15 protein-coding genes are annotated in these 22321 nt (G+C 43.0%); 2 read left to right on the forward strand and 13 right to left on the reverse strand.

All coding sequences use genetic code 11. From position 1 onward, the window contains the following. Positions 1-4: 4 nt before the first annotated feature. From ACYZZR_RS08870 to ACYZZR_RS08910, 9 genes are all read right to left on the reverse strand, one after another. Positions 5-1438, reverse strand: a complete 1434-nt coding sequence (locus ACYZZR_RS08870; protein WP_461533649.1) for a sulfatase family protein — start codon at positions 1436-1438, stop codon at positions 5-7. An 87-nt stretch (positions 1439-1525) separates the two neighbouring features. Then, positions 1526-1873 (reverse strand): hypothetical protein, encoded by a 348-nt coding sequence (locus tag ACYZZR_RS08875; protein ID WP_461533650.1) that lies wholly within the window; start codon positions 1871-1873, stop codon positions 1526-1528. 176 nt (positions 1874-2049) lie between these two features. Then, entirely contained in the window at positions 2050-3480 is a 1431-nt protein-coding gene (locus tag ACYZZR_RS08880) for an SGNH/GDSL hydrolase family protein (RefSeq protein WP_461533651.1), read from the reverse strand. A 3-nt stretch (positions 3481-3483) separates the two neighbouring features. Beyond that, positions 3484-4908 (reverse strand): sulfatase-like hydrolase/transferase, encoded by a 1425-nt coding sequence (locus tag ACYZZR_RS08885; RefSeq protein ID WP_461533652.1) that lies wholly within the window; start codon positions 4906-4908, stop codon positions 3484-3486. Between the two features lie 26 nt (positions 4909-4934). After that, positions 4935-7511 carry a glycoside hydrolase family 2 protein gene (locus ACYZZR_RS08890; protein WP_461533653.1) on the reverse strand — a complete coding sequence of 859 codons (2577 nt, stop codon included), beginning with the start codon at positions 7509-7511 and terminating at the stop codon, positions 4935-4937. Between the two features lie 18 nt (positions 7512-7529). Beyond that, the gene (locus tag ACYZZR_RS08895) at positions 7530-9053 is read right to left on the reverse strand and encodes a fibrobacter succinogenes major paralogous domain-containing protein (protein ID WP_461533654.1); all 1524 of its coding nucleotides are present in this window, start codon (positions 9051-9053) and stop codon (positions 7530-7532) included. A gap of 40 nt (positions 9054-9093) precedes the next feature. Continuing rightward, positions 9094-10719, reverse strand: coding sequence for a RagB/SusD family nutrient uptake outer membrane protein (locus ACYZZR_RS08900; protein WP_461533655.1), 1626 nt, complete (start codon positions 10717-10719; stop codon positions 9094-9096). Between the two features lie 5 nt (positions 10720-10724). Next, on the reverse strand, positions 10725-13802 hold the full coding sequence (locus ACYZZR_RS08905) for a SusC/RagA family TonB-linked outer membrane protein (RefSeq protein WP_461533656.1): 3078 nt from the start codon (positions 13800-13802) through the stop codon (positions 10725-10727). A 66-nt stretch (positions 13803-13868) separates the two neighbouring features. Then, positions 13869-15257: a glycoside hydrolase family 16 protein gene (locus tag ACYZZR_RS08910; RefSeq protein WP_461533657.1), complete on the reverse strand. Its 1389-nt coding sequence runs from the start codon at positions 15255-15257 to the stop codon at positions 13869-13871. 233 nt (positions 15258-15490) lie between these two features. Here ACYZZR_RS08910 and ACYZZR_RS08915 point away from each other — a divergent pair, with 233 nt between their 5' ends. After that, positions 15491-16516: a substrate-binding domain-containing protein gene (locus tag ACYZZR_RS08915; RefSeq protein ID WP_461533658.1), complete on the forward strand. Its 1026-nt coding sequence runs from the start codon at positions 15491-15493 to the stop codon at positions 16514-16516. 113 nt (positions 16517-16629) lie between these two features. Then, positions 16630-17730: a Fic family protein gene (locus tag ACYZZR_RS08920; protein ID WP_461533659.1), complete on the forward strand. Its 1101-nt coding sequence runs from the start codon at positions 16630-16632 to the stop codon at positions 17728-17730. 47 nt (positions 17731-17777) lie between these two features. Here the strand turns inward: ACYZZR_RS08920 and ACYZZR_RS08925 are convergent, their stop codons facing one another. From ACYZZR_RS08925 to ACYZZR_RS08940, 4 genes are all read right to left on the reverse strand, one after another. Continuing rightward, positions 17778-18554 carry an HAD-IIA family hydrolase gene (locus ACYZZR_RS08925; RefSeq protein WP_461533660.1) on the reverse strand — a complete coding sequence of 259 codons (777 nt, stop codon included), beginning with the start codon at positions 18552-18554 and terminating at the stop codon, positions 17778-17780. Positions 18555-18577: 23 nt separating this feature from the next. After that, positions 18578-19894 carry an MFS transporter gene (locus ACYZZR_RS08930; protein WP_461533661.1) on the reverse strand — a complete coding sequence of 439 codons (1317 nt, stop codon included), beginning with the start codon at positions 19892-19894 and terminating at the stop codon, positions 18578-18580. Positions 19895-20005: 111 nt separating this feature from the next. Next, positions 20006-20821: a M48 family metallopeptidase gene (locus ACYZZR_RS08935; protein WP_461533662.1), complete on the reverse strand. Its 816-nt coding sequence runs from the start codon at positions 20819-20821 to the stop codon at positions 20006-20008. A 53-nt stretch (positions 20822-20874) separates the two neighbouring features. Next, on the reverse strand, positions 20875-22269 hold the full coding sequence (locus ACYZZR_RS08940; RefSeq protein ID WP_461533663.1) for an FAD-dependent oxidoreductase: 1395 nt from the start codon (positions 22267-22269) through the stop codon (positions 20875-20877). Between the last annotated feature and the right edge of the window lie 52 nt (positions 22270-22321).

Raw genomic sequence — 22321 nt, forward strand, 5'->3', positions numbered from 1 at the left:
TCTTTTACTTATTCAATAATTCCTTTTCCCAATACTTTACCATCTGGCTGGGATTAGCTTCTTTGGGCAAACCCATTTTCTCCAGTTTCAACTGCCCGTAACTCCTTCCGGACTTCACCCCTTTTTCGGCGGTCTCGGGTGATTCCGTTTCTTTTCCATGCTCTAACGCCGTTATCTTGTTTTTTAGGGTTTGAAAGAGTTGTTTACCAATAATTTGAAACAGATCGGTATTCGCGAGATTTTTTAACTCGTAGGGATCATCCTTCAAATCATATAACTCGATTTCGGGTTTATACTCAGCCATGAATAAGTTGAACGGAATCCCCAATTCTCCTTTTTCATAAAGGTATTGATAAAGTGAAAATGCCGGATACGATGTCTTTTTATAGCTGCTGAGCTGCATCCAGGGAACTTCCGGCATCCGGTTCCAAATCAACTTATACCTCCCGTCAGTAATACTCCTTGAATCGTCTACGGCATCTCCCATACGCTGCCGAAACCCGTAAACATATTTCCGTATCTCCTTGTCATCTCCAAAAAAAGGTTTTCCTTGAAGGTGAGGTGGCAGCACTACACCTGCCAAAGCCAGGGATGTGGCAGATACGTCAATCAAACTCACTAGGTTTTCCACTACTCCCTTTTCTGCCATTCCGGGAGGAAAACGGGCAATCAACGGTGTCCGGAGCCCCCCTTCGTACAAAAATTGTTTATCCCGCAAGTGGGGCCTTCCGTGGTCCCCAAAAAAGAAAATAACCGTCTCGTCTATCAGTCCCTCTTCCTCTAACCAGTCCAATACAGCACCTACTTTTTTGTCGAGTACCTGAATACTTTCGAGGTACATCGCCCAATCTTTCCGGATCAGAGGATGATCGGGGTAATACGGTGGAACTTGTACCATATCCGGATCTACCGGATGTTCGGTATCAGAAACGAATGGCCGGTGCGGTTCAAAGATCTGAATCTGGGCAAAGAAAGGTTGATCAGGCTGCCTTTCATCCCAGTCGATCCCGTCATAAATGTATTCCGTATCAAAATTATAATCTTCCTTACCTTTTTCCCGGTATTCGTCAGCATTAGTACAGAAGTAACCTTCCTTCCTGAAATAAGCAGTTATAGGTGCTATTCCTCTTGGTAACGGTTTTTTATCCAAGGTGCGATGATTCAGGCTGTTAATACTAACGGGGTACATCCCTGTTATCAGCGACGACCGGCTCGGAGAGCATACCGGGGCTGTCGCATACGCATTCGTAAAACGTATGCCTTCGGCAGCCAACCTGTCCAGATTGGGCGTATACACATCCATATTGCCGTAACAACCTAAGTCATTTCCCAAGTCATCGGCTATTATCCATAGGATATTGGGATTTTTTTGCAGAGCAAATACATTAAAAGCTGTAAACTGTAACAGAGCAAAAAGAAACAATATCTTGTAATACATTTTATCCATAATATAACCTCATTCCGTTCAGGAATACCACTGAGCGCCATCTCCTGTATTTATTGCAAACAAACTAGAAGCCATCTCCTATTTCTTTTTCCTTGATTCCTTGAGCTTTTGCTGTTGTTCCGGTGTCAATACCTCATTGACCATTTTAAGCCGTTCCTTATTGTTTTGCCATATTGCTTTCTTCTGTGTATCTCCAGTTTTCGTTTCCTTGATCTCTTCCGCTTTCTTGGCCGTGGCCAATAAGATTTTATGTACTTTTCCGGCCTGTTCCTCTGTCAAGCCCAGATCCTGAACATAGCGATCTGTTTCATTTTTTGCCCATTTGTCTGCATAGGTTTTTTCCTGTGCCTGAGCTGTAAACCCGATAGTACATAAAACCATTACCAATCCAGTGAATACCATTTTTTTCAGTTTGATTGTTTTCATAATATTATTGTTTTGAAGTTTTTACTAATTAGTTTACTTTCTTCATTACCCCGTATCTTCAAAGATGCCGTTTTAGATCAAGATATTATGGTCGGTAATTCCATTTCCTTATTCATTCCTTTTACACCTAAAAAGTTACATCCAAAAATTGCCCAAATTGACAGCCTTATATGTCCTTACCAATCCTTTTCACTGAGGGGCCTTCCGCGAAGCAAGATCTTGCCGAGATAGATTACAGACCGATCGTATTTTTCCGGATTTTCGGTGATGTCTTCCAACCGACCGAAACCTAATATTTCCCTCTTATTTGCCTGTGCAGGTGAGATTTTCAAGCTAACCTTATGTCTTCCGGGCTGTAACTGAATAACATCATATTGACCCCTGTATCTATTATTGCAATACCGGTTGAACCGGTTCAGTACAGTATCGGTTTCCGTGCTACTAACCTCCCACAATCGGTATCCTCGTTCTGCTATTTTCTTTACACCTATAGGTCTATCATTTATCCACACGGAAAGCTGCCCTACTTCGGGGCCACCGATGTCGAAAAAACCAAACCGGTCACCCTCGAAGAAAAAAGTAAAGGATGCTCCCGGTTTGCCAGCAGTTACTACCTCATCAAACCATCCCTGAAACTGTTTGAGAGCTGATTCTTTGGTCTCCAACGATTTCCAATCCGTATCGAATACCGCAATTTGCTTCGGATCGTACATCCTGGCATCTTCCCATGCATCGGTAATTAACGGAGCTGGTAAATCGTGAGGCATCGCAGTTCCTGCATTGTACATCTTTTCTATTGCCCGCGCTATGGCAGCAGCATACAGATCACCACCAGCTTTGGTCGGATGAATACCGTCTCTTGAAAACCGTATTCGATCCCCAACCTCCGGCTTCTGACTTTTCCAGACGAGCTTATCCTGTGCTTCCAATGCGGCAGGTTCCATTCCAAGATGTATTGAAGGTAGGCCATAATGTTCGGCAATATGTTCTAAACCCTGAATGTTATCGGGAACTCCACCTCCCTGATATACCGCAGTCTGACCGTTTTGAATGGTATAGATGAGAATAATATCAGTATGAGGATTTGCCCTGATAATCTGGCGTACCATACCTTCCATTCCGGGCTTATAGGCACCATTGACGGCAAACTCAATAAAGATCAGGTCAGGCTGATAGCAAAGCACCTGCTCCCCGATACGAAACGCTCCCAAATCTGTTCCCGTGCCTGATACTCCGGCATTCACCCAGTTGCAAGTAGCTTTTGGAAAACGGTTTTGCATATACCGGGCTGTCTGCATCCGATAGCTATCCCTGCTTTGGGTAATGCTTCCGCCAATAAAGGCTACGGTGATCTCTTCTCCACTTTTGGCCTTATAAAGCAAGTTCGGGATGCCCAATCTCACCTTGCATTCATTATCATCAAAAAAACTTCCGGGAACCACAGGTGGAACTTTGTCGTCGGGCACAGTAAACAACAAGGGAGAACTACCCGCCTGAGATGCAGCTATTTTATCTATATCACTATTGTCTTGTGCCTGGGCAATGGTTCCAACAAACAAGACCAGTCCAGACAAAAAAAACAAGATGTATTGTCGTTTACTCATCATCACTTATTTATTTTCCTTTTCTCCTCTTTTCCACTTCCAATATTCTTTTACCTGTCCCAAGCCCAAAAATGCCGGTTTCCGCATTTCTTTTTTCCAGGTTTCCAATTCGTTTATAAGGCTTTCATATACTTTTTTATCCTTATTATCTTTCAGTAAGTTGTTTTTTTCTGAAATATCCTTATCCAGATTGTAAAGTTCATTCCCATTGGGCTTGGTCAAGATCTTGAAGGCACCGTTCCCGTTACGGGCTACATAGAGATTTCTGTCGTACATACTCCAAAACAATGTCCTTTCAGGAACTGATTCCTTCTGCCCAGTAATTACAGGTATTAAATCTATACCATCCAGTTTATTTCGCACCTCTACCGATTGGCCGATATTGGCAACAAGCGTAGCAAAAATATCCAGTGAAATAACCGGTAGGTCGCATACTTGTCCCGGCTTTACCTTTCGGGGCCATCGCATGGCAAAGGGTACCCGGATCCCTCCTTCATACCAGGAAGACTTCCCTCCTCTCAGGACACCGTTGTCAGAACCGTTCACCGGCTGCGGCCCTCCGTTGTCTGACAGGAAAAACACCACGGTGTTTTCGGCCATGCCCGATGCTTCCAGTTGATCCAGTACACGGCCGATTCCATCATCCATGGCACTGACCATTGCCGCATAAATACGTCTTTTTTCGTCTGCTATATACCTGAAACGATCGAGATACTTATCGGTAGCTTGCAAAGGGGTATGAGGTGCATTGTACGCCAGATAAAGGAAAAACGGTTGTTCTTTATTTTTTTTTACAAAGTTTACGGCTTCACGTGAAAGCGCGTCGGTGAGGTACTCCTTCTCGTTTTCTACTATCCGGCCGTTATGCTGTAATATGGTCCTGTACCCATGCTCCTCGTTCCCCTCTGCCTCATATGCCGTAGGTATGGTCCAATCTTCCGGAAAATAGCGATGTCCTCCGGCCAGAAAACCAAAAAACTCGTCAAATCCCCGTTTATTGGGATGATGTACCTCGGCATGCGCCCCTACATGCCACTTACCCGCCAGCATCGTCCGGTATCCGGCTGTTTTCAGCATCTCTGCCATGGTCTGCTCAGACCGCGGCAACCCCATTTCCGGGTCACTTGGTGCAAAAACAGGAGTACGGGCAAAACCAAACCTGTCCTGATACCTGCCCGTAATTAATCCGGCCCGGCTCGGCCCGCAAACGGCAAAAGTGACATAACCTTGCGAAAATCTAACTCCCTCACTTGCAATACGGTCTATATTTGGGGTCGGTATGTCTTTACACCCGTTAAACCCAACATCATTATTTCCCAGGTCATCTGCCAGAATGACAATGATATTCGGTTTATTTTCCTCAGTCCCTTTTTGGCTATAACCGGCATTGCATATCATCACCACGGCCGATAATACTATCGTATATTTCATGCTTTTAACAATCATATTTACCTGTTTCAGATCGTATTTTTTGCTTCCACGGTTTTCCAGGGTGACCATTGGCTTTTCATATCTTGGTTTTCTTCCCTGATCCTCACCTCATAACCGGCCGGATCTGTCATCTTTATCTTAGTGGATCCCTCCAGGCTTGTCCCGATCTCAAAAATATTTTCAGGAGCTTTTACCGACCGATATTGTATACGGTAATGGCTGTCTTTTTGCCGTACTTCATATCCCACGACAATTCCATCTGCCACCTGCATCACCTTGCGGATCACCGGAGGCAGTGCCAAACCCGAAAATTTCAGCTCATATATTAGTGCTTTACTTTTTCCTTTATGATTGGCGGCATACAGCCGTACTTCTCCGTTTCCAGACCATTGCTTTCTGGAAATATCCGTATAAGGGGCTATGGTCCTGATGGTATCTCCACCAGGCAATGCCACTACAATTTCATTATCTGGAAGAACAGGTTTAAAATACAACCTCGCCACCGAATCGGACGCCAATACCCGTTCAATCCCGGGGCGATCAGGAACATCTTTATAAACGATACGTTTGTAAACTTCGTGATTAGTAGGGGTGGTCAAACTCAATTTTATATGCGAAGCATTTCCCGACTTCCTGAACCGGGAAAAGGTATGAGACACACCGGCATCACCCGGATGGATATCCTTCAATACCGTAACCTCTTTGCTTTGCTCCATGCCATTTTTATCATAAACCTGCAATTGCAGTTTATAACCCCGTAACACATAAGACGGAAGAGCTTCTTTTACCCGCGGACGGATGGTCGCCGTAACCTTGTTGCGGACTGCATCCCAATCTGCATCCAGTCCTGCAATGGGTGCAAATGCTTCACTAATCTGTTTTACCGCTCTTTTATGCCTACGCCATACGTCAACTACACCCCAAGTACGGTCACCACCAAGTGGCGTACCCTTATAATCACTACGATAATCGTTGTACGTCCAAAGGGACGCTCCGGCAACATAAGGCAAAGTTGCAACACGATCCAATCTATCAGCAAGGCGTTCATCCAACCTGCCATCAAGATGATGTCCCAGTTGCCCTTGGCCGAATTCGGTAATCAGCATGAGTTTATCAGGCCAGCGCCGGTGTATTTTTTGCGCTGCCTCCACAAAATCGCCATAGCTGTTAAAACAGAGCATATCCGCATATCTGGCAGGCTCCGTTTCTGGATCGTTGTCTCTGAAAGAGGTAAATGAAACATATGTCAGTAAACGCGTACTGTCCAGTTTTTCCCGTACGTATCTCATCATGGAGATAACGTATTGTGACTGTTCCCTACTCATAGACAACTGTGTCCGGTCTTTCCGGTCTGCTGCTAACTCGTTACCCATGCTCCACCCTATCACCGAAGGATGATTATAGTCCCGCTCTATCATTTCCCGAAGCCAGTGTTTTGTGAGCGAATTGTTCTCAAAAGCCTGCGGGTCTTCAATACCCCAAACCGGGATCTCACCGATGATCAGCATCCCTATTTTATCGGCATATGCCAGAAGCTCAGGAGATAAGGGTGCATGCATCATTCGTGTCATGTTGCACCCCAGGCTTTTCATGTGGTCCAGGTCTTTTTTAATAAGCCATAACGGCTCGGTATTTCCCACGGCACGATGATCGTGTACACGGTTGAAACCTGCCAGTTTTATCGGTTCTCCGTTCAACAGCAACTGCTGCTCTCGAATCTCTATTTTTCGAAAACCAAAAGCACTGCGTTTCCGGTGCAGTTGCTCTCCGTTTTTGTTTAAAGTGATTTCACAACCGTACAGTTCAGGATGATCAATATGCCATAACTTTACGGTACCGGGCAATGCCAGACTGAATTTCTTTTTAACAGACCGTTCATCTGCAATAGTCACCGTATAGCTGGTATCCGCGATAACCGATGTATATTGATTATCGGCAAATATTTTTACGGAAACCTCTACATCTGTTTCAAATGAAGCATTGTTCTCCAAACGATAAGATATCCCTACTTCACCTTTCTTTGACTGTAGGTCTACTACAGGCGTAACCAATAACCGGTTCACCCGGACGGGTTTATTCCTCATTAAATACACCTTCCTGCTGATACCTCCCCACGGCCACCACGCACCTCTTCTATAGCGGTTATCAGCTACTACGGCAATCACGTTGTTTTCACCTATTTTCAACAGGTCTTCCACCCGAAATTCAAATGGTGTATAGCCACCCTGATGGCTTCCTACGTATCGTCCGTTCACATATACGCGGGCCGTTTCATATACCGCCTCAAAATGAAGGCGGATAATATCTCCCTCCCACATCGCAGGAACCTTAATATCCCTGCGGTACATCCCCATCCCCCTGTATTGTGCATAAACGGGTTCGGTATCCCAGTTACCGGGAACCATCAGGGAATCACTATTTTGCCAGAGGGAATCCGGATGAGCCAAAGGAGGAGCATCCTCCAATGTTTCAATAGTTTTGAATGCCCAGTACCCGTCGAGTGGCAATTGTTCTTCACCCAGTACTCCCTGTGCTCGAACTACAATGCCCAACAGTATGAAATACGATAATAACAAGCTCCGTTTGAACCAAATACTTTTCATGAATCAGACTCTTCTAATTTATAGTTTATCTCGCACACACCGTATAGAATACCCTTCGCGATTGCTAATAATACTTCTATGGATATGTTCGGTTCGCGTATCCTCTAATATCCGTCTATAATTTTGCGTCAAAGGAGTTGTTTCATTGGGAGAGGATGTCCAGAAATAAGCTCTGTTATTGAAATTGTTGAAATTCCCATTTACATCCCTTCCGCCGGCTGGTAAGGCCTTAAAACCAAGATCATCTGTACCGGGATTTACAGGCCAGTCTGTCTCACTGCGCAGCATAAGACCTCCTACACCTCTCCAACCCGTAGCATCTGTCTGAGCCTCTGTAAAGCCTATCGCCTGTTCCAAATCCTTAAGATCCTCATCAGTAGCCACTCGCCAACCGGCAGGTGCTAGCCCCCTCTCGTCCATAACGGCAAAACCATTATACAACAGTCCATATTCAGCTATCATCTGTTCTTCCGAATCAATATTGGCTACATCTTCAAATGGATACACGGCATACGCCCCCAAACGTCCATTGCTATATGTAGCCGACCATTCGACGGCAGAGAGTCCGGTAGAAATCAGTGCACCGTTCCTGTACCGGGTTACTTTAAGGTTCTCCACCATCCATTCCTTATCTCCGATAACTACAGTGTTGTATACATTGCCATCAATATCCGTCGCTGGTTCGTCTTCATCTATAAACCACGCTTCCATAGACCAGGTAGTTTGTTCTACTCCAGCCATATTGTCTGCCTGTACTTCACCAGTCATGATTTCACTCAACGCTTTTGCCTGGTAGCCCATAGCTATATCACCATGATTCAACTCCCCGTTACCGTCAATATCAAGGTAAGTAGTGGCATAAACATAAGAGCGGTCCTCTACATTATCCAACGATAAAGTGAAGCCATTTGCGATGTCTTCTCCACTCAACACTCTTGTCACAACAGCATCGGGTTCACGTTCAAAAAAAGTGGCTTCCTCTGCATCTGCATAATACAGGTTAAATTTCAGTACCGTTTCGACCACAGGAGGAATAGGAAATTCAAATGCAGCCTGAAATGGAACCAGTGCAGTGTATACTTCACTCATTTCAACGGTAAGAAACTCGCGATGAGATACATTGCTGGCTTGGGCATTACCTTTCATCACTTCTCTCAGACTATGTTCGAAATAGCATGTTGCCACATCTCCTTCGCTCAACATCTCATTACCGTCTATATCGGCAAAGGCAGTCACATACGCAAATCTGTTCCGGTCCAGACCTTCAATAGGCAATGTAAAGCCATCTTCAATATCCGTCGCTGTCAATATCCGCTCAAACACCACGTCTGGGTTTCGTTGGTAGAAAGGCTCGTTTTCCTCTTCGGTATAATACAACTGGAAAAAAAATACAGTTTCAGGTTCAGGCTTAATCGCAAAACTCACATTGATATCCAATGTTTCTGCGATAATTTCCTCCTGATCAGTTTCTTTTTTACATGCTCCTAACAGGAATATCCCGAATAAAAGAACAAGTAATTTACATTGTTTTATCCATTCCATATTTTAAGGTGATAATCTGGTTAGTTTTGTTAATACATTTCTATTGGCCTATGGCCTTATTGGCATCCAGTTCTGCTTTCGGAATAGGCCATTGATACGATTTTGAAGCATCGAATGAACGTTGGAGTACGGTATATACCTCATACTCCATATTATTTGTTCTAGGCGAAAGTTTTCCCGGCTTGAAACCTCGCAAGTCTCCAAAGGCCTGCTCCCCGATTTCCCAACGCATAATATCGAATATCCGCAATCCCTCAAAAGCAAGTTCTACCCGTCGTTCATGACGAATTACATCAATCAGTGCTTCAGGGGACAACCCCACCCCTTCTACATCTTCAACCTTTGGCATCATTACATCGGGACGCTGACGAACCTGATTGATCAAATTATATACCTCAGCTTCATCATAGCCCCCTTGCTCTACTAGGGCTTCTGCTTCCATAAGTAACACATCGGCATAACGAATGATTACTGGATTTACCCCAGATATATTATTGATTCCATTATCGGAAAAATCCACGTATTTTCTCACCTTGAAACTGGTAAAATTGGCTGATGCTTGCTGAGAAGGATAGTAGACAATTGGTTCTCCTGTTGTCAGGTGATAATCTCTTATCGAATACGGAAAAACAAGGGAGTAATACAGACGGGGATCCCGATTCTGAAAACGATTGTCATATCCACCTTCCTTGATGTAATTGGATGGAGCCGCAAGACCGGTTGGTCTTATCGATGGGTCGTACAGTTCGTTATCCGGATTATTAATAGACAATCCGTTGGTAGAATAAAACTCTTCATACAAATTGTGATCTACCTGATACCCGCTCCACGAACGAAAGCGCGTGTACCATATATTTGACAATCCGAACTGCGCAGCATCCTTCTCGAATTGCATATCGAAAATAACTTCCTTATTATCTACCTCACCTTCAGGTAGAAAAAGGGAAGAGTAAGTAGACATAATCTCATATACCCCCAATTCTCTTACCTTCCTGCAATAATCTGCTGCCTCTCCGTAACGATGATTAAATAACAACACACGAGCTTTTATGGCAAGTGCGGCTCCCTTTGTGGCTCTCCCTCTATTGTCGGCAGAATAACTGGGAGGAAGAATTTCTGAGGCTATTTCTAAATCGTCTAATACCATTTGAACAATATCAGCGTGAGAAGTTAATGGCTTATCTGCTTCATCAAGTCCTTCGGGTTCAAGACGAAGCGGAACATCTCCGTAGAAAAAGGACAGGTCGAAATAGGCAAGTGCTCTTAAGAAAAGGGCTTCTCCCTTAAACTGATCATAGCTCTGTTGCGACATCACCACTTCATCGATATAATGCAATACTGTATTGGCTCTAAGAATAACTCTATAATTTCGTGACCATTTATCTACAACCTGTTTCGTTTCGTTGTTGAAATTACCTGTCCACAATAATTGATAATCCACATAATACCCATTATCTGTTATAAAATCTGTATAAATAGGTTCCTCTAAGTTTGATATATAAGCTTTGTAGATTCCGTTTACTGCTTCCTGTATGTCTCTTTCAGTACTAAAATTATCGGGGGACAGAAAATCTATAGGTTCCCTGTCCAGAAACTGGTCGTCACAGGCTGAGCCAAGAACCAGAAACATAACTGCAACCCAACTTTTAATAAATATCTGTTTCATAACTTCTAAAAATTAAGATTTAGACCTAAGGAAAGACTTGCTATTTGCGGGTGAAAGGCAGCAGTCATTCTGGTGTAGCTCCGCTCCGGATCAAAACCCTCAATAAACGGGCTAATCAACAACAGGTTCTCTCCATTCAGAAAAATCCTGCAACGGTTTAGATCAAAATGTTTTACCAGTTTTTCAGGTAAGTCATATCCAAGTTGAACACTTTTAAGCCTAAAAAACGATGCGTTGTAAATATTATAACTGGTCACAAGGGCATCTCTTGTCTTATCGACATACAAGCGTTGATATTGATTAGAAGGATTTTCATAAGTCCATCGTTTCTCCACAATCTCCGTGCGTAAAGGGCCATTAGTATTGAAAAAGGGAGAAATCAGTTTGCCATTCATGTAGGCATCCTGTCCCTGAACTCCATGACCTATGATATTTAGGCTAAATCGTTTATAAGACAAATCGACACTAAATCCGTATTGCAATTTAGGTAAGGGATTTCCTATAAGTACACGATCGTCAGGAGTCACTGTTCCATCTTCATTGGTATCAGCCATTTTAATATCTCCTGGTGCTGGTGTATCCATCAAATTGGACTGATCGGGATAGCCTTCCTTTAACACATATTCGCGTTCGGTATGAGGTATTGCTGGGTCACTGTCGTGTTGCCATACAAAATCTGATACCTGATAAATTCTTTCAACTTTATAACCATAAAATGATGAAAAAGGATGTCCTGTCACACTTCTTGTGTTGTCAGTATGATCTACAAATGACAATCCGCCGAGATCGGTCAGCTCGTTATTGAGAAAGGTCAAATTTCCAGAAATACTATAATTTAACTTGTCCTTACTATGGGGAGAACTATATCCTATGGTAAGTTCTATTCCTTTGTTGATCATAGTACCTATATTCTGATAAGGCAATGAACTCACCCCGAGTGACGGAGGGATGGTTACACGTGCAAGGATATCATATGTTTTTTTCTTAAAAATATCAGCCTGCAGGCTAAAGCGATTCCACAGAACCAAGTCAAGTCCGAAATTTATCTGCTCTGTAGTTTCCCACCGTGTCTCTTGGTTGGCCAGAAGTACCGTTCCCCTCCCAGGAACAATGCTGTTCCCGAAAGCGTAATATTCCTGTCCGCTCATCTGATCAGCAAAAGCGTATTGAGACCATATGTTCTGATTTCCTAAACGTCCCCACGATGCTCTGAGCTTTAAGTTTACGAAATTCCACTTATTGAAAAAATCTTCCTGGCTCACTCTCCAAGCGGCTGAAACCGAAGGAAAGTTTCCCCAGCGGTTTGGACCAGAAAATCGGGAAGAGCCATCCCTTCTGAAATTCAACTCTAGTAAATACTTGTCGTCATAACTATAATTTAATCTGCCAAAATATGAAGACGTAGCATATTCATAGGCCATACTGTTCAAATAGAGAGTAGTAGGATCTCCGTAATTAAATATCGGTGCATTACTGGATAATTCCCGTACCGATCCATCATCCCGTTTATAGCTTACTTCCTGCTTTTCGTGAGCAAGCATAATCTGAAAATTGTGCTTGCCTATATCAAGAGCATAATCAAGGGAAAGCAAAAGTGTATTCAGGTTTCGTTCAGAAAAACGTTTTTCCAAAGAGGACTGCCGCTTATTGATAGCCCCTTCCAAAAAGTCTCCGGCTGTATAGAACTCCGGCGACAGGTTTACATAATCATTGGTAGTCCTATTATTGGAAACCAGTATCTTTCCTTTCAGATTCCTAACCGGCTCCAGCTCGGCAGATGCTCTCGACATGATACCATTCGATTTTGAATCGATACCTCCTCCCAATCTGTTTGCTGCCAGGTATCTCGCATTGTACCCGTAAAGATTCGGGTTTCCCGTAATACTATCTATGGAACGTACAAATGATACCGGAGTCATCCCCGCTATTTCAGCCATCACCGTGTTTGTCGGCGAAATGAGTTCTTCTACACCTTCCCGGTATCCTACAACCCCAACCCTAAGATTTAATTTTTTATCAAAAAAAGAGCCTGAGAGATTACTGTTAAACGAAATACGTTTTGCGGAGGTTCCTATTAATATTCCTTCTTGATCTTTATATGTTATGGAATTTGAAAAACGGTAATTTTTATTTCCTCCCCGAAGGGCTACATAATGATTTTGCATCTGTCCCTGTCCGAAGTATTCATCATACCAATTAGTATTAGGATTTCTCGGATCATCCTGCAATCTGAACGACTCAACCCTTTCATCACTATACACAGGTGGCTGCCCTACATTCTGTCGAGCCTCATTAATCAAGTAGGCATATGTGTAAGAATTTACAGTTTTAGGAAGACGGGTAGCTCGACTCAGCGAAAGCGTACCACTGTATTCCACTTTCAATCCACCTCCATCATCCACACCACTTTTGGTTTCTATCACAATAACCCCAGCAGAGGCTCTTGACCCATAGATGGCTGCCGAGGCTGCATCTTTAAGTATCGACATGGAAGCAATATCATAGGGACTTACATCGTTCAGACTACCCTGTACGCCATCTATGATAACCAAAGGTTCATTGTTATTGTCTATCGAAGACACCCCTCTGATCCGTATTTCCGCCATATCATCACCGGGTCTTCCCGAATTCTGGACTACTCCCATACCGGCCACTTTCCCTTGTAATAATTGATCGACAGTAGTCAACGATCTACCTTCTGCCTCATCTACTGAAACCGATGTAACTGCTCCCGTAAGGTTTGCTTTTTTCTGTGTACCATACCCGACAACCACTACTTCATCTAAAGCAGCTACGTCCTCCTCCAATGTTATATCTATCCGATTCCTACTATTTACTTCAACCTCCTGTTTGCTGTACCCTATATAACTAAACACCAGTATCGCATCGGCAGTGACAGTAAGGGAATAATGCCCATCCAAGTTGGCCACTGTCCCATTTGTGGTACCCCGTTCTACAATATTAGCAAAAGGGATAGGCTCGCCATCCATGTTTGTAATTGTTCCGGAGACCTCAATATCCTGTCCCCAGACACCACTCACACATAGACATGCGAAAATTATCAGTAAATATTCTTTTTTCATTCCTCAAAGTTTTAGTCTGTGATTAACCGGTGTATTCTTATGCTGATCCTTTTTATTTTATTCCTTTTATGGATTGATATGCGAAACATTCTGAAAGCCTCCTATACCCTCGGGCTGAAAAGTCAGGTCGGTAGTCAACAGAAGTCTATCACATCTGGCAAAATATTGAGAACTGTCGTAAATATCTAATATATTAATTCCTTCTTCGAGGGTAAAATCTCCACCTGACTGCCATTCATACCCCACTTCCCCATGTGTACCAAATTCTGTGGGTGAAGATTCTCCATTTACAATAACCTTAAATTTTCTTACTCCCTGTTGGGTATCAAAATCTCTAGAACGCACCCATAATCTATACACTCCCGAAGTTTCCACTTCTACAGCCGTTCGAGCCGTGAGGTCAGTAGAATCCCTAGTAGCATCAAAACTCGAAAACCCCTTTACGGCTACCGTGTGATCTATGTCTCTTTCTACAGTCCAGTTATTGATATTCACAAAGTCTTCGGATTCAATCCACAAGTCAATACCCTCAGACTCCTGTGGTCCCCTCAAGGAATCTAGGTATTGTAGAAATTCCACTTTCCTGATGTCGTATTGGGCTGGACTAATATTATAGGCACGAACATAGTCTACAGCCATAGCACCACCATCTGTTGCACCTACTTCGGTTGCAATAGAGGTAATCCACAGGTATATATCATGTTGGGGAGCACTACGGATATCAATAGTTTTTAATATATCCCCGTCAAAAAAGAAATTGATATAATCGGGAGTATACTCAAAACCATAAGTATGAAATCCCTGAGACAAATCTGAAGAAACTTGGTGCACTCCGGCACCTATCGACCCTTTTGACGATGAAGTTCCTCTAAGTGTCGACCAATCTATAGCTCCATAGCGAAAAACATTATTGGCAAAATCTCCATAATGTTCAAAACAATCAATTTCTATTCGCGCTCCAGTGCTATCGGCATATATAGGATTAGGATCGTCAAAACCACTTCTTCCTACCGCCCAAAAAGACTCGTGCCAACCAAATCCGTCATCCATTTTTGCACTAATCTCGTAATATCCATAACTATCAGGTTGCTTGGTGATAATCCCTCCCCCGGTAAACGGCTTATTCTGATAGCTTTCCTCTTTTAACAGTATTTTCAGGGTATCATTATCTACCATTACATTTTCAGGGCGCTGACAACTCTGACTTTTACAGTCTGTACGATACCTCCATCTGATGCTGTCTAGTGCAGACCCATCGAAATTATCTTCCCATACCAACGTATATCCGGGTATAGGAGAAGTTAGCGTAATAGCATCTTTACCACTTAACTTTTCGTTCCTTTCAAAGGAAGGCTCTTCACACCCTATTGCGAAAACAACTATCACAATAAAGGGTAGAATCATTAATCTCCCAACAGAGAGATAAATCTGTTTGAATAAAAGTTCCGGTTTCATAAATTGATTGGTTTTCAAATGGTGTTATTAGAGTGTAGTTTAAAATTTTAGTCTGGTTTGGAGTGGTCTGTTTTGTATTGCAATGATAAATGAATAAATTGTAATCGCCAAATTTTTGTCTTAAAAATTGTGATTTTATTAATTATTCTGGTTTGGTCTGATCATTTTTTTGCTTGGAATACTCAAAAGCAATAAATTTGCAAATCATTGACTAATCCGTAAATCTTACTCATTTGAAAGAAGTTCCGCATTCCATATCAAATAATACGGTCAATCTTCACCGCCTCAAGTATATGCAACTGGTAGATTATATCATGACTCTGATCGGGGAAGAAAAATTGGACATCAACGATCGCCTGCCCTCTCTCAACCAGCTCACCCGTACTCTGAAGATCAGTAAGGAAACCGCATTGAAAGGACTTAATTACCTCTCGGAAAAGGGGATTATAGAATCGGAATATCGCAAGGGATACTATCTCAAACGAATCAAACAGCACCTGCCCTACAGGGTATGTCTAATTCTGGATAAAATGAATATTCTCCGAGACCGGGTATATCATTCTTTTCTGGAAACCATAAGAGATCATGCCGAAGTAGAAGTCTTCTTTCACCATCACAATTTCAAGGTATTCGAAAAACTTATAGAAGAAAATCTGAACAACTATACACATTTTGTCATTGTCACCTTTTTCAGGGAGAGCCCTATGGCTGTACTCAATAAAATACCGCCACAAAAAAGAATTATTATAGACCACCGTGAAAGCGGACTGGAAGGTGAATATACCAGCATATATCAGGATCACCGCTCAGACATCCAGAACGCACTCTCGGAATTATTGCCTCAACTGGAAAAATATAAACGGCTGCTGTTGGTAGCTCCCCCCGAAGCGCTGCACTCCAACGATCTTATCGAAGGATTCGAAACCTTTGCCTCCCGATACGACAAAGAACACACCGTTATCCACGGAGTAGAGGAAAAGATGGTAAAAAAAGGAGATGCCTTTATTACCTTCGATCGCTATGACAAAGACGACGTGGATATCATTAAGATTGCGAAGATAAAGAACTGGCAATTGGGAAAAGACATCGGTCTTATTTCTTATAACGATACCGCAATCAAGGAGGTACTTGAAAACGGTATTACCGTGATCAGTTCCGATTTTTGTAAAATGGGAAGGGAAGCCGCCAAGGCTATTCTCAATCACACCACTGTTACTCTTCGCGATCCGGCCAGGGTTATTATTCGCAACTCATTATAAATGTTCCCTCCAAAGGATGCGGAGATTAAACCAAATATTCTCCGCAAATTTTACGGAGAATAATTTGTGCTTGCGGAGATTACAATGTATATTTACCGCAAATCATGCGGAGAATGTATATCCATCAGCTACATCACTGGCCAACATTTACTTGGGATTCAGAAAAGTTAATCCCAATACTGACCGATGTACGTTTTAGACAAGGAAAACTCTTAGGGAAAATGGATTCGTTGGGCTTTGACTTACAGTCCGAGGCTGTTTTGCAAACGCTGACTAATGATGTTGTCAAATCCAGTGAAATTGAAGGTGAAATTCTAGACCCTGATCAGGTACGTTCCTCTATTGCCCGCAGGTTAGGAATGGATGTTGCCGGATTAATACCTTCCGACAGAAATGTGGACGGTGTGGTGGAGATGATGTTGGACGCTACCCAACATTACGACAAGCCTTTAGACGATGAACGTCTATTTGGTTGGCATGCCTCACTATTTCCAACTGAACGTAGCGGTATGTACCGTATCGCAGTTGGAGGTTGGCGTAAAAACACCAAAGATGACCCTATGCAGGTAGTGTCCGGCGGAATGGGTAGGGAAAGAGTTCACTTTCAAGCTCCGGATTCTGATCAGATACCAAAAGAAATACACCTTTTTTTAGATTGGTTCAATAACAACTTTGATTCTGATCCAATAATTAAAGCAGGCATAGCCCACCTTTGGTTTGTAACCATACACCCATTTGAAGATGGTAATGGACGCATATCAAGAGCAATAACCGATTTACAATTATCCAGAGCAGATAGTAGTCCACAGCGTTTTTATAGTATGTCTAATCAGATAAGACAAGAACGCAAACAATACTATAACATTTTAGAAAAAACACAGTCCGGAGATTTGGATATTACAGCATGGCTTAACTGGTTTTTGGAATGTTTAAAACGTGCTATTGACGCTTCAGATGTTATACTGGCTTCTGTTATGCGTAAAACAAAACTCTGGACAATGCCGGTATCACAAACCTTTAATGACAGGCAACGCCTAATGCTAAATAAACTTTTGGATGGTTTTGAGGGTAAACTCACCTCTTCCAAATGGGCCAAAATAGCAAAATGCTCTCAAGATACCGCCATCAGAGATATACGGGATTTGATAGCAAAAGGCATCTTAGTTAAAGATGAAGCAGGAGGAAGAAGCACTAATTATCTTTTGACCATATAGGAACACATAAAGTAGCAACAGGAGATGGAAGAACCTGGAAAAAACTCTCAGATATCCTTCAGTTCTTCCAGATTGAGATCCTTTACAGAATTGATAATCATATTGGGCTGAAAGGCATAGTGCATCAAATCTGCTTTTTTGGAAACTCCGGAAAGTGTGAGTACGGTATGATATCCCAATTGTATTCCTCCGAGAATATCAGTGTCCATCGTATCTCCTATAACGATGGTTTCCTCTGCGGTTAGTCCGAGTGTTTTTCTCGCAGCCCTCATCATCACAGGGCTGGGCTTACCTACAGAAAATGCTTTTTTCCCTGTAGCTTCCTCTATCATAGCTACGATTGCTTTTATCCCGAGGTTGTTCCAGCCTTCTTTTTTAGGTGAGGGATCGAGATTGGTCGCAATTAATTTTGCACCGGAAAGAATCATATCTACGGCATTGTTTACCATTTCGAGGGTAAAGTTGCGCCCCTCTCCTACTACCACGTAATCGGGGTTCTGATTTACCATCACATATCCCTGCTGGTGCAGACTGGTTATCAATCCGCCCTCACCCAGTACATAAGCCGTGCCGTTGGGTTTCATAAAAGACAAAAACCAGGCCGTTGCCATAGCGCTGGTATATACATTTTCCTCTTTGATTTTGATCCCCATCTTAGCCAATTTATTTACGGTATCTAAGGGCGATCGCTGACTGTTGTTGGTCATAAACACAAAAGGGATCTGTTCTTTCTGCAAGGCCTCGATAAAGGCATCAGCTCCTTCTATCATAGTATCTCCACTGTAGATCACACCATCCATATCTATTAAAAACCCTTTTTTCATTTTTTATCCTTTCTATTTTTTAATCAATTATAATTTTCTTTCACCTTATTCACCCGAATTAGCAGTACAATTCCGGCTATAAACAGCAAGCCGAGAAAGAGTACTGAGTTTCGCATACTGCCCGTAAGCTGGGCGATAAAACCATAGAGAAACATCCCTATAACGATTCCTATTTTTTCGGCTACATCATAAAAACTAAAAAAGGAAGCCGTATCTGTAGTTTCCGGAAGAAACTTAGAATAGGTAGACCGCGACAGGCTCTGTATACCTCCCATAACTAATCCCACAGCCGATGCGGCCACATAGAACTGGGTAGGAGAAACCACAAAATAAGCATAGATACAAATCAGACTCCACAGTATATTTACAATAGTTAGCGTCTTTATATTTCCCAGTTTAAGGGTTACTTTAGACGTGATCCAAGCTCCTGCAGCGGCTACTATCTGAATAAGAAGGATACTTACAATAAGTCCTATTGTTCTCTCATCATCTCCTCCCCAATCCAGTTCTTCTTCGCCAAAATAGGTCGCGGCCAGCATCACGGTCTGCACCGCCATACTGTATACAAAAAATGCCGAGAGGTATCGCTTTAGTCGGGGAGAATCTTCGAGATGTCGCCACACCTGTTTCAGTTCGCCAAAGCCGCTAAAAACAACAGCTTTTGTGAGTTTTCTATTAGCATTATTGCCTTTTGGAAGATAGTAAAAAGAATACTGACTAAAACCCATCCACCAAATTCCCGTGAGTATAAACGACCAACGCGTAGGAGCAGCAGCGGAATCAAATCCGAACCATTCGTGTTTCATTATCATTGCCAAACACAACAATAACAACAAAACACTACCGAGATATCCCATAGCATACCCGCGGGCACTAATCGCATCCTGCTGTTCCGGAAAAGCAATATCGGGCAGATAGGAATTGTAGAACACCAAACTGGCCCAAAACCCTATCAATGCCAAAAAGTAAAAACTTAGACCTACGTAAATATGCTCTAAAGAAAACCAGTACAAACCGATACAGGAAAAGGCTCCGAGATAGCAGAAAAATTTCAGAAATGCCTTTTTGTTTCCCGTATAATCGGCAATACCGGAAAGAAAGGGAGAAATCACAGAGACCACCAAAAAAGCAGCAGCGGTAACATAGCTGATAAGAGGTGCTCGGGCAATACTGCCCCCGAAAATATCTATTTTTTCAATATGCTGCTCTCTAAAAAGACTGCCGTAAAATATGGGAAATACCGCCGAAGTGATAACCAAACTGTACACAGAATTGGCCCAGTCGTAAAAAGCCCAGGCTCCGAGCAGTTTTTTACTCCCTTTAGTGAGTGTTCTCTTCATCTTTATGGTTGCTATAACGGAGTTCCCGAAAACAGCATACCTGTCTTATCGGGAAACGGCTCGAAGATAAAAATTAATTCCCATTCAACTGTTATTTTCACATTAACTCACCTACTGAAAACTCGTCACGCCAAATTTTTTAGCTTCTACTCTAGCCGTAGGTACCAGTTGAGTCAAGTTTTTAATCCGGCTATCGCTGGAGGGGTGGGTACTCAGTAATTCAGGTGGTGCCTGTCCGCCCGATTTGGCTTTCATCCGCTGCCACAACTTAGGAGCCTCTCCGGGGTCGTAACCGGCAATGGCCATTATTTGGATTCCTATGGCATCGGCTTCTGTTTCGTGTTTTCTGCTAAAGGGCAGCATCATACCTACCTGTGTTCCCAAACCATAAGCTTGAGCAACGGCATTTTGAACCATCGCACTTTGCCCGCCGGTAGCCACCGATACTCCTACTGCACCAATCTGTTGTAAGGTTCCGGCACTCATACGCTGTGCACCGTGATCTGCCAGAGCGTGTGCCACCTCGTGGCCCATCACCACTGCCAATCCGGTTTCGGTTTGTGCCACGGGTAATAGTCCGGTATACACTACAATCTTCCCTCCGGGCATACACCAGGCGTTGACCTGATCGTCCTGTACCAGATTGTACTCCCACTGGTAATCTTTGAGATATCCCTCATAACCGTTTGCATTGAGCCATCGTTCTGCAGCGCGAGCGATGCGTTGCCCTACCTTTTTCACCATTTCGGCATTAGCAGTGCCTGCAATAACTTGATTCTCTTGCAGAAAAGTGTCGTATTGCTGAAAAGCCGTAGGAAACAGCGAGCTGTTTGGCGTAAAATTAAGCGTGCTTTTCCCCGTAAACGGATTCGTCTTGCAAGAAGCTGCAAACAGCAATACTCCTAATGTCAAGCCTATTTTTCTCATAATTTTATTTCTAAATACTATGTTAAAAATACAAAAATAACAGTAAACAAACACTAGCTCTCCGTAGGTATATTACTTTTTATCACCGCTGTCTTATGTCCGGAAGTAGTTTGAAGAAGCTGTAGAATGTACTGCTCTACTGCTTCGCTGTCCCAACGGCTTTCTATATCTTCTATTTTCATCACCTCATCCATAATGGCTCTCTGTCGGTCGCCCTCGGCAAGGGCTTCGGCATAGGGTCTTTCAGAAAAAGTAACCCTGCTGTACAGGGGTAGCCACTTGTCAGGATACTTCTCGGCAAAGCGGCTCTCTATTTTTTTCCGCAAAATAAAGGATGGATCAGCTGTCTTAGAACTCATTTCCATAAAATTGCGAAAGCTCAATTCTGCAATGGCATCGGTATTGGGCTTTCGGGCATCTTGATAGGCCTTAAACACTGTTTCCCAGTCGTCTCCGTGTACATTCATAAGATTGTTGAGCACGCGAATATCCTCAAATCCAGCATTCATCCCCTGTCCGTAAAATGGCACTACAGCATGGGCAGCATCCCCAATTAAGGCCACCTTATCGCCGTAAGTCCACGGAAAACATTTTATAGTTACTAGGGTACTGGTAGGATTTCTAAAAAAATCATTCAACAGCTCCGGCATCACCTCAATTACATCTGGAAAATAGGTTTCAAAAAATTGCTGAACCTCAGTTTCGCTATTCAGTTTTTCAAACGAATTTTCGCCTTCAAAAGGCATAAACAGTGTACAGGTAAAACTGCCATCCAAATTGGGCAAGGCGATCAGCATAAAAGCTCCTCGCGGCCAAATGTGCAGTGAGTGTTTATCCAGTCTGTGACTACCATCGGCTCGGGCGGGGATAGAGAGTTCTTTATATCCGGCCTGTAGAAATTCCTGCGAGTAGTTAAAACGGCTCTGCCGCTGCATTTTGTGTCTCACTCTCGAAAATGCCCCGTCAGCCCCAAATACCATATCGTAGGACAATGCTTCACGAGCTTCATTTTCTGCCTGTCCGGTGTGAATAGTAGCTGTAGGAAGGTCTACATCCCACACTTTAGACTCAAAGATAAATCTCGCACCGGCTTCTTCTGCCAGATCTATCATTTTCTTGTTCAACACTCCTCGTGAAATAGAATAAATAGCTTCTCCCTCCTTTCCATAGGGCTGAAAATACACCGGTTTTCCCTGCAGATGTATCGCCCTTTTATCCATCTTTATGGCCAATTGGTCCACAGCCTTCTCCACACCTGCTTCTTTCAGGGCATTCCAACCCCGCAAGGACATGGCGAGGTTTATCGACCTACCCGAAAACTCTATGGTTCGTATGTCTGGTCTTCTGTCGTAAATATCCACTTCATGTCCTCTATTTCTCAGGTAAATAGCCAGTAACGACCCTACTAATCCACTGCCTACTACGGCTATTCTTTTTGATTCTTGCATTTCATTGCTTTTTCGCTTGTTCTAAATCCGGTATACCCTAGCCTGTCTTTAC

Origin of the sequence: Sinomicrobium sp. (genome assembly GCA_029266035.1) — a bacterium.
Taxonomy (GTDB): Bacteria; Bacteroidota; Bacteroidia; order Flavobacteriales; family Flavobacteriaceae; genus Sinomicrobium.

Coding starts and splice junctions, on each gene's coding strand:
- ACYZZR_RS08870 (WP_461533649.1), bottom strand. CDS start 1,438: ATGTATTACAAGATATTGTTTCTTTTTGCTCTGTTACAGTTTACAGCT.
- ACYZZR_RS08875 (WP_461533650.1), bottom strand. CDS start 1,873: ATGAAAACAATCAAACTGAAAAAAATGGTATTCACTGGATTGGTAATG.
- ACYZZR_RS08880 (WP_461533651.1), bottom strand. CDS start 3,480: ATGATGAGTAAACGACAATACATCTTGTTTTTTTTGTCTGGACTGGTC.
- ACYZZR_RS08885 (WP_461533652.1), bottom strand. CDS start 4,908: ATGAAATATACGATAGTATTATCGGCCGTGGTGATGATATGCAATGCC.
- ACYZZR_RS08890 (WP_461533653.1), bottom strand. CDS start 7,511: ATGAAAAGTATTTGGTTCAAACGGAGCTTGTTATTATCGTATTTCATA.
- ACYZZR_RS08895 (WP_461533654.1), bottom strand. CDS start 9,053: ATGGAATGGATAAAACAATGTAAATTACTTGTTCTTTTATTCGGGATA.
- ACYZZR_RS08900 (WP_461533655.1), bottom strand. CDS start 10,719: ATGAAACAGATATTTATTAAAAGTTGGGTTGCAGTTATGTTTCTGGTT.
- ACYZZR_RS08905 (WP_461533656.1), bottom strand. CDS start 13,802: ATGAAAAAAGAATATTTACTGATAATTTTCGCATGTCTATGTGTGAGT.
- ACYZZR_RS08910 (WP_461533657.1), bottom strand. CDS start 15,257: ATGAAACCGGAACTTTTATTCAAACAGATTTATCTCTCTGTTGGGAGA.
- ACYZZR_RS08920 (WP_461533659.1), top strand. CDS start 16,630: ATGTATATCCATCAGCTACATCACTGGCCAACATTTACTTGGGATTCA.
- ACYZZR_RS08925 (WP_461533660.1), bottom strand. CDS start 18,554: ATGAAAAAAGGGTTTTTAATAGATATGGATGGTGTGATCTACAGTGGA.
- ACYZZR_RS08930 (WP_461533661.1), bottom strand. CDS start 19,894: ATGAAGAGAACACTCACTAAAGGGAGTAAAAAACTGCTCGGAGCCTGG.
- ACYZZR_RS08935 (WP_461533662.1), bottom strand. CDS start 20,821: ATGAGAAAAATAGGCTTGACATTAGGAGTATTGCTGTTTGCAGCTTCT.
- ACYZZR_RS08940 (WP_461533663.1), bottom strand. CDS start 22,269: ATGCAAGAATCAAAAAGAATAGCCGTAGTAGGCAGTGGATTAGTAGGG.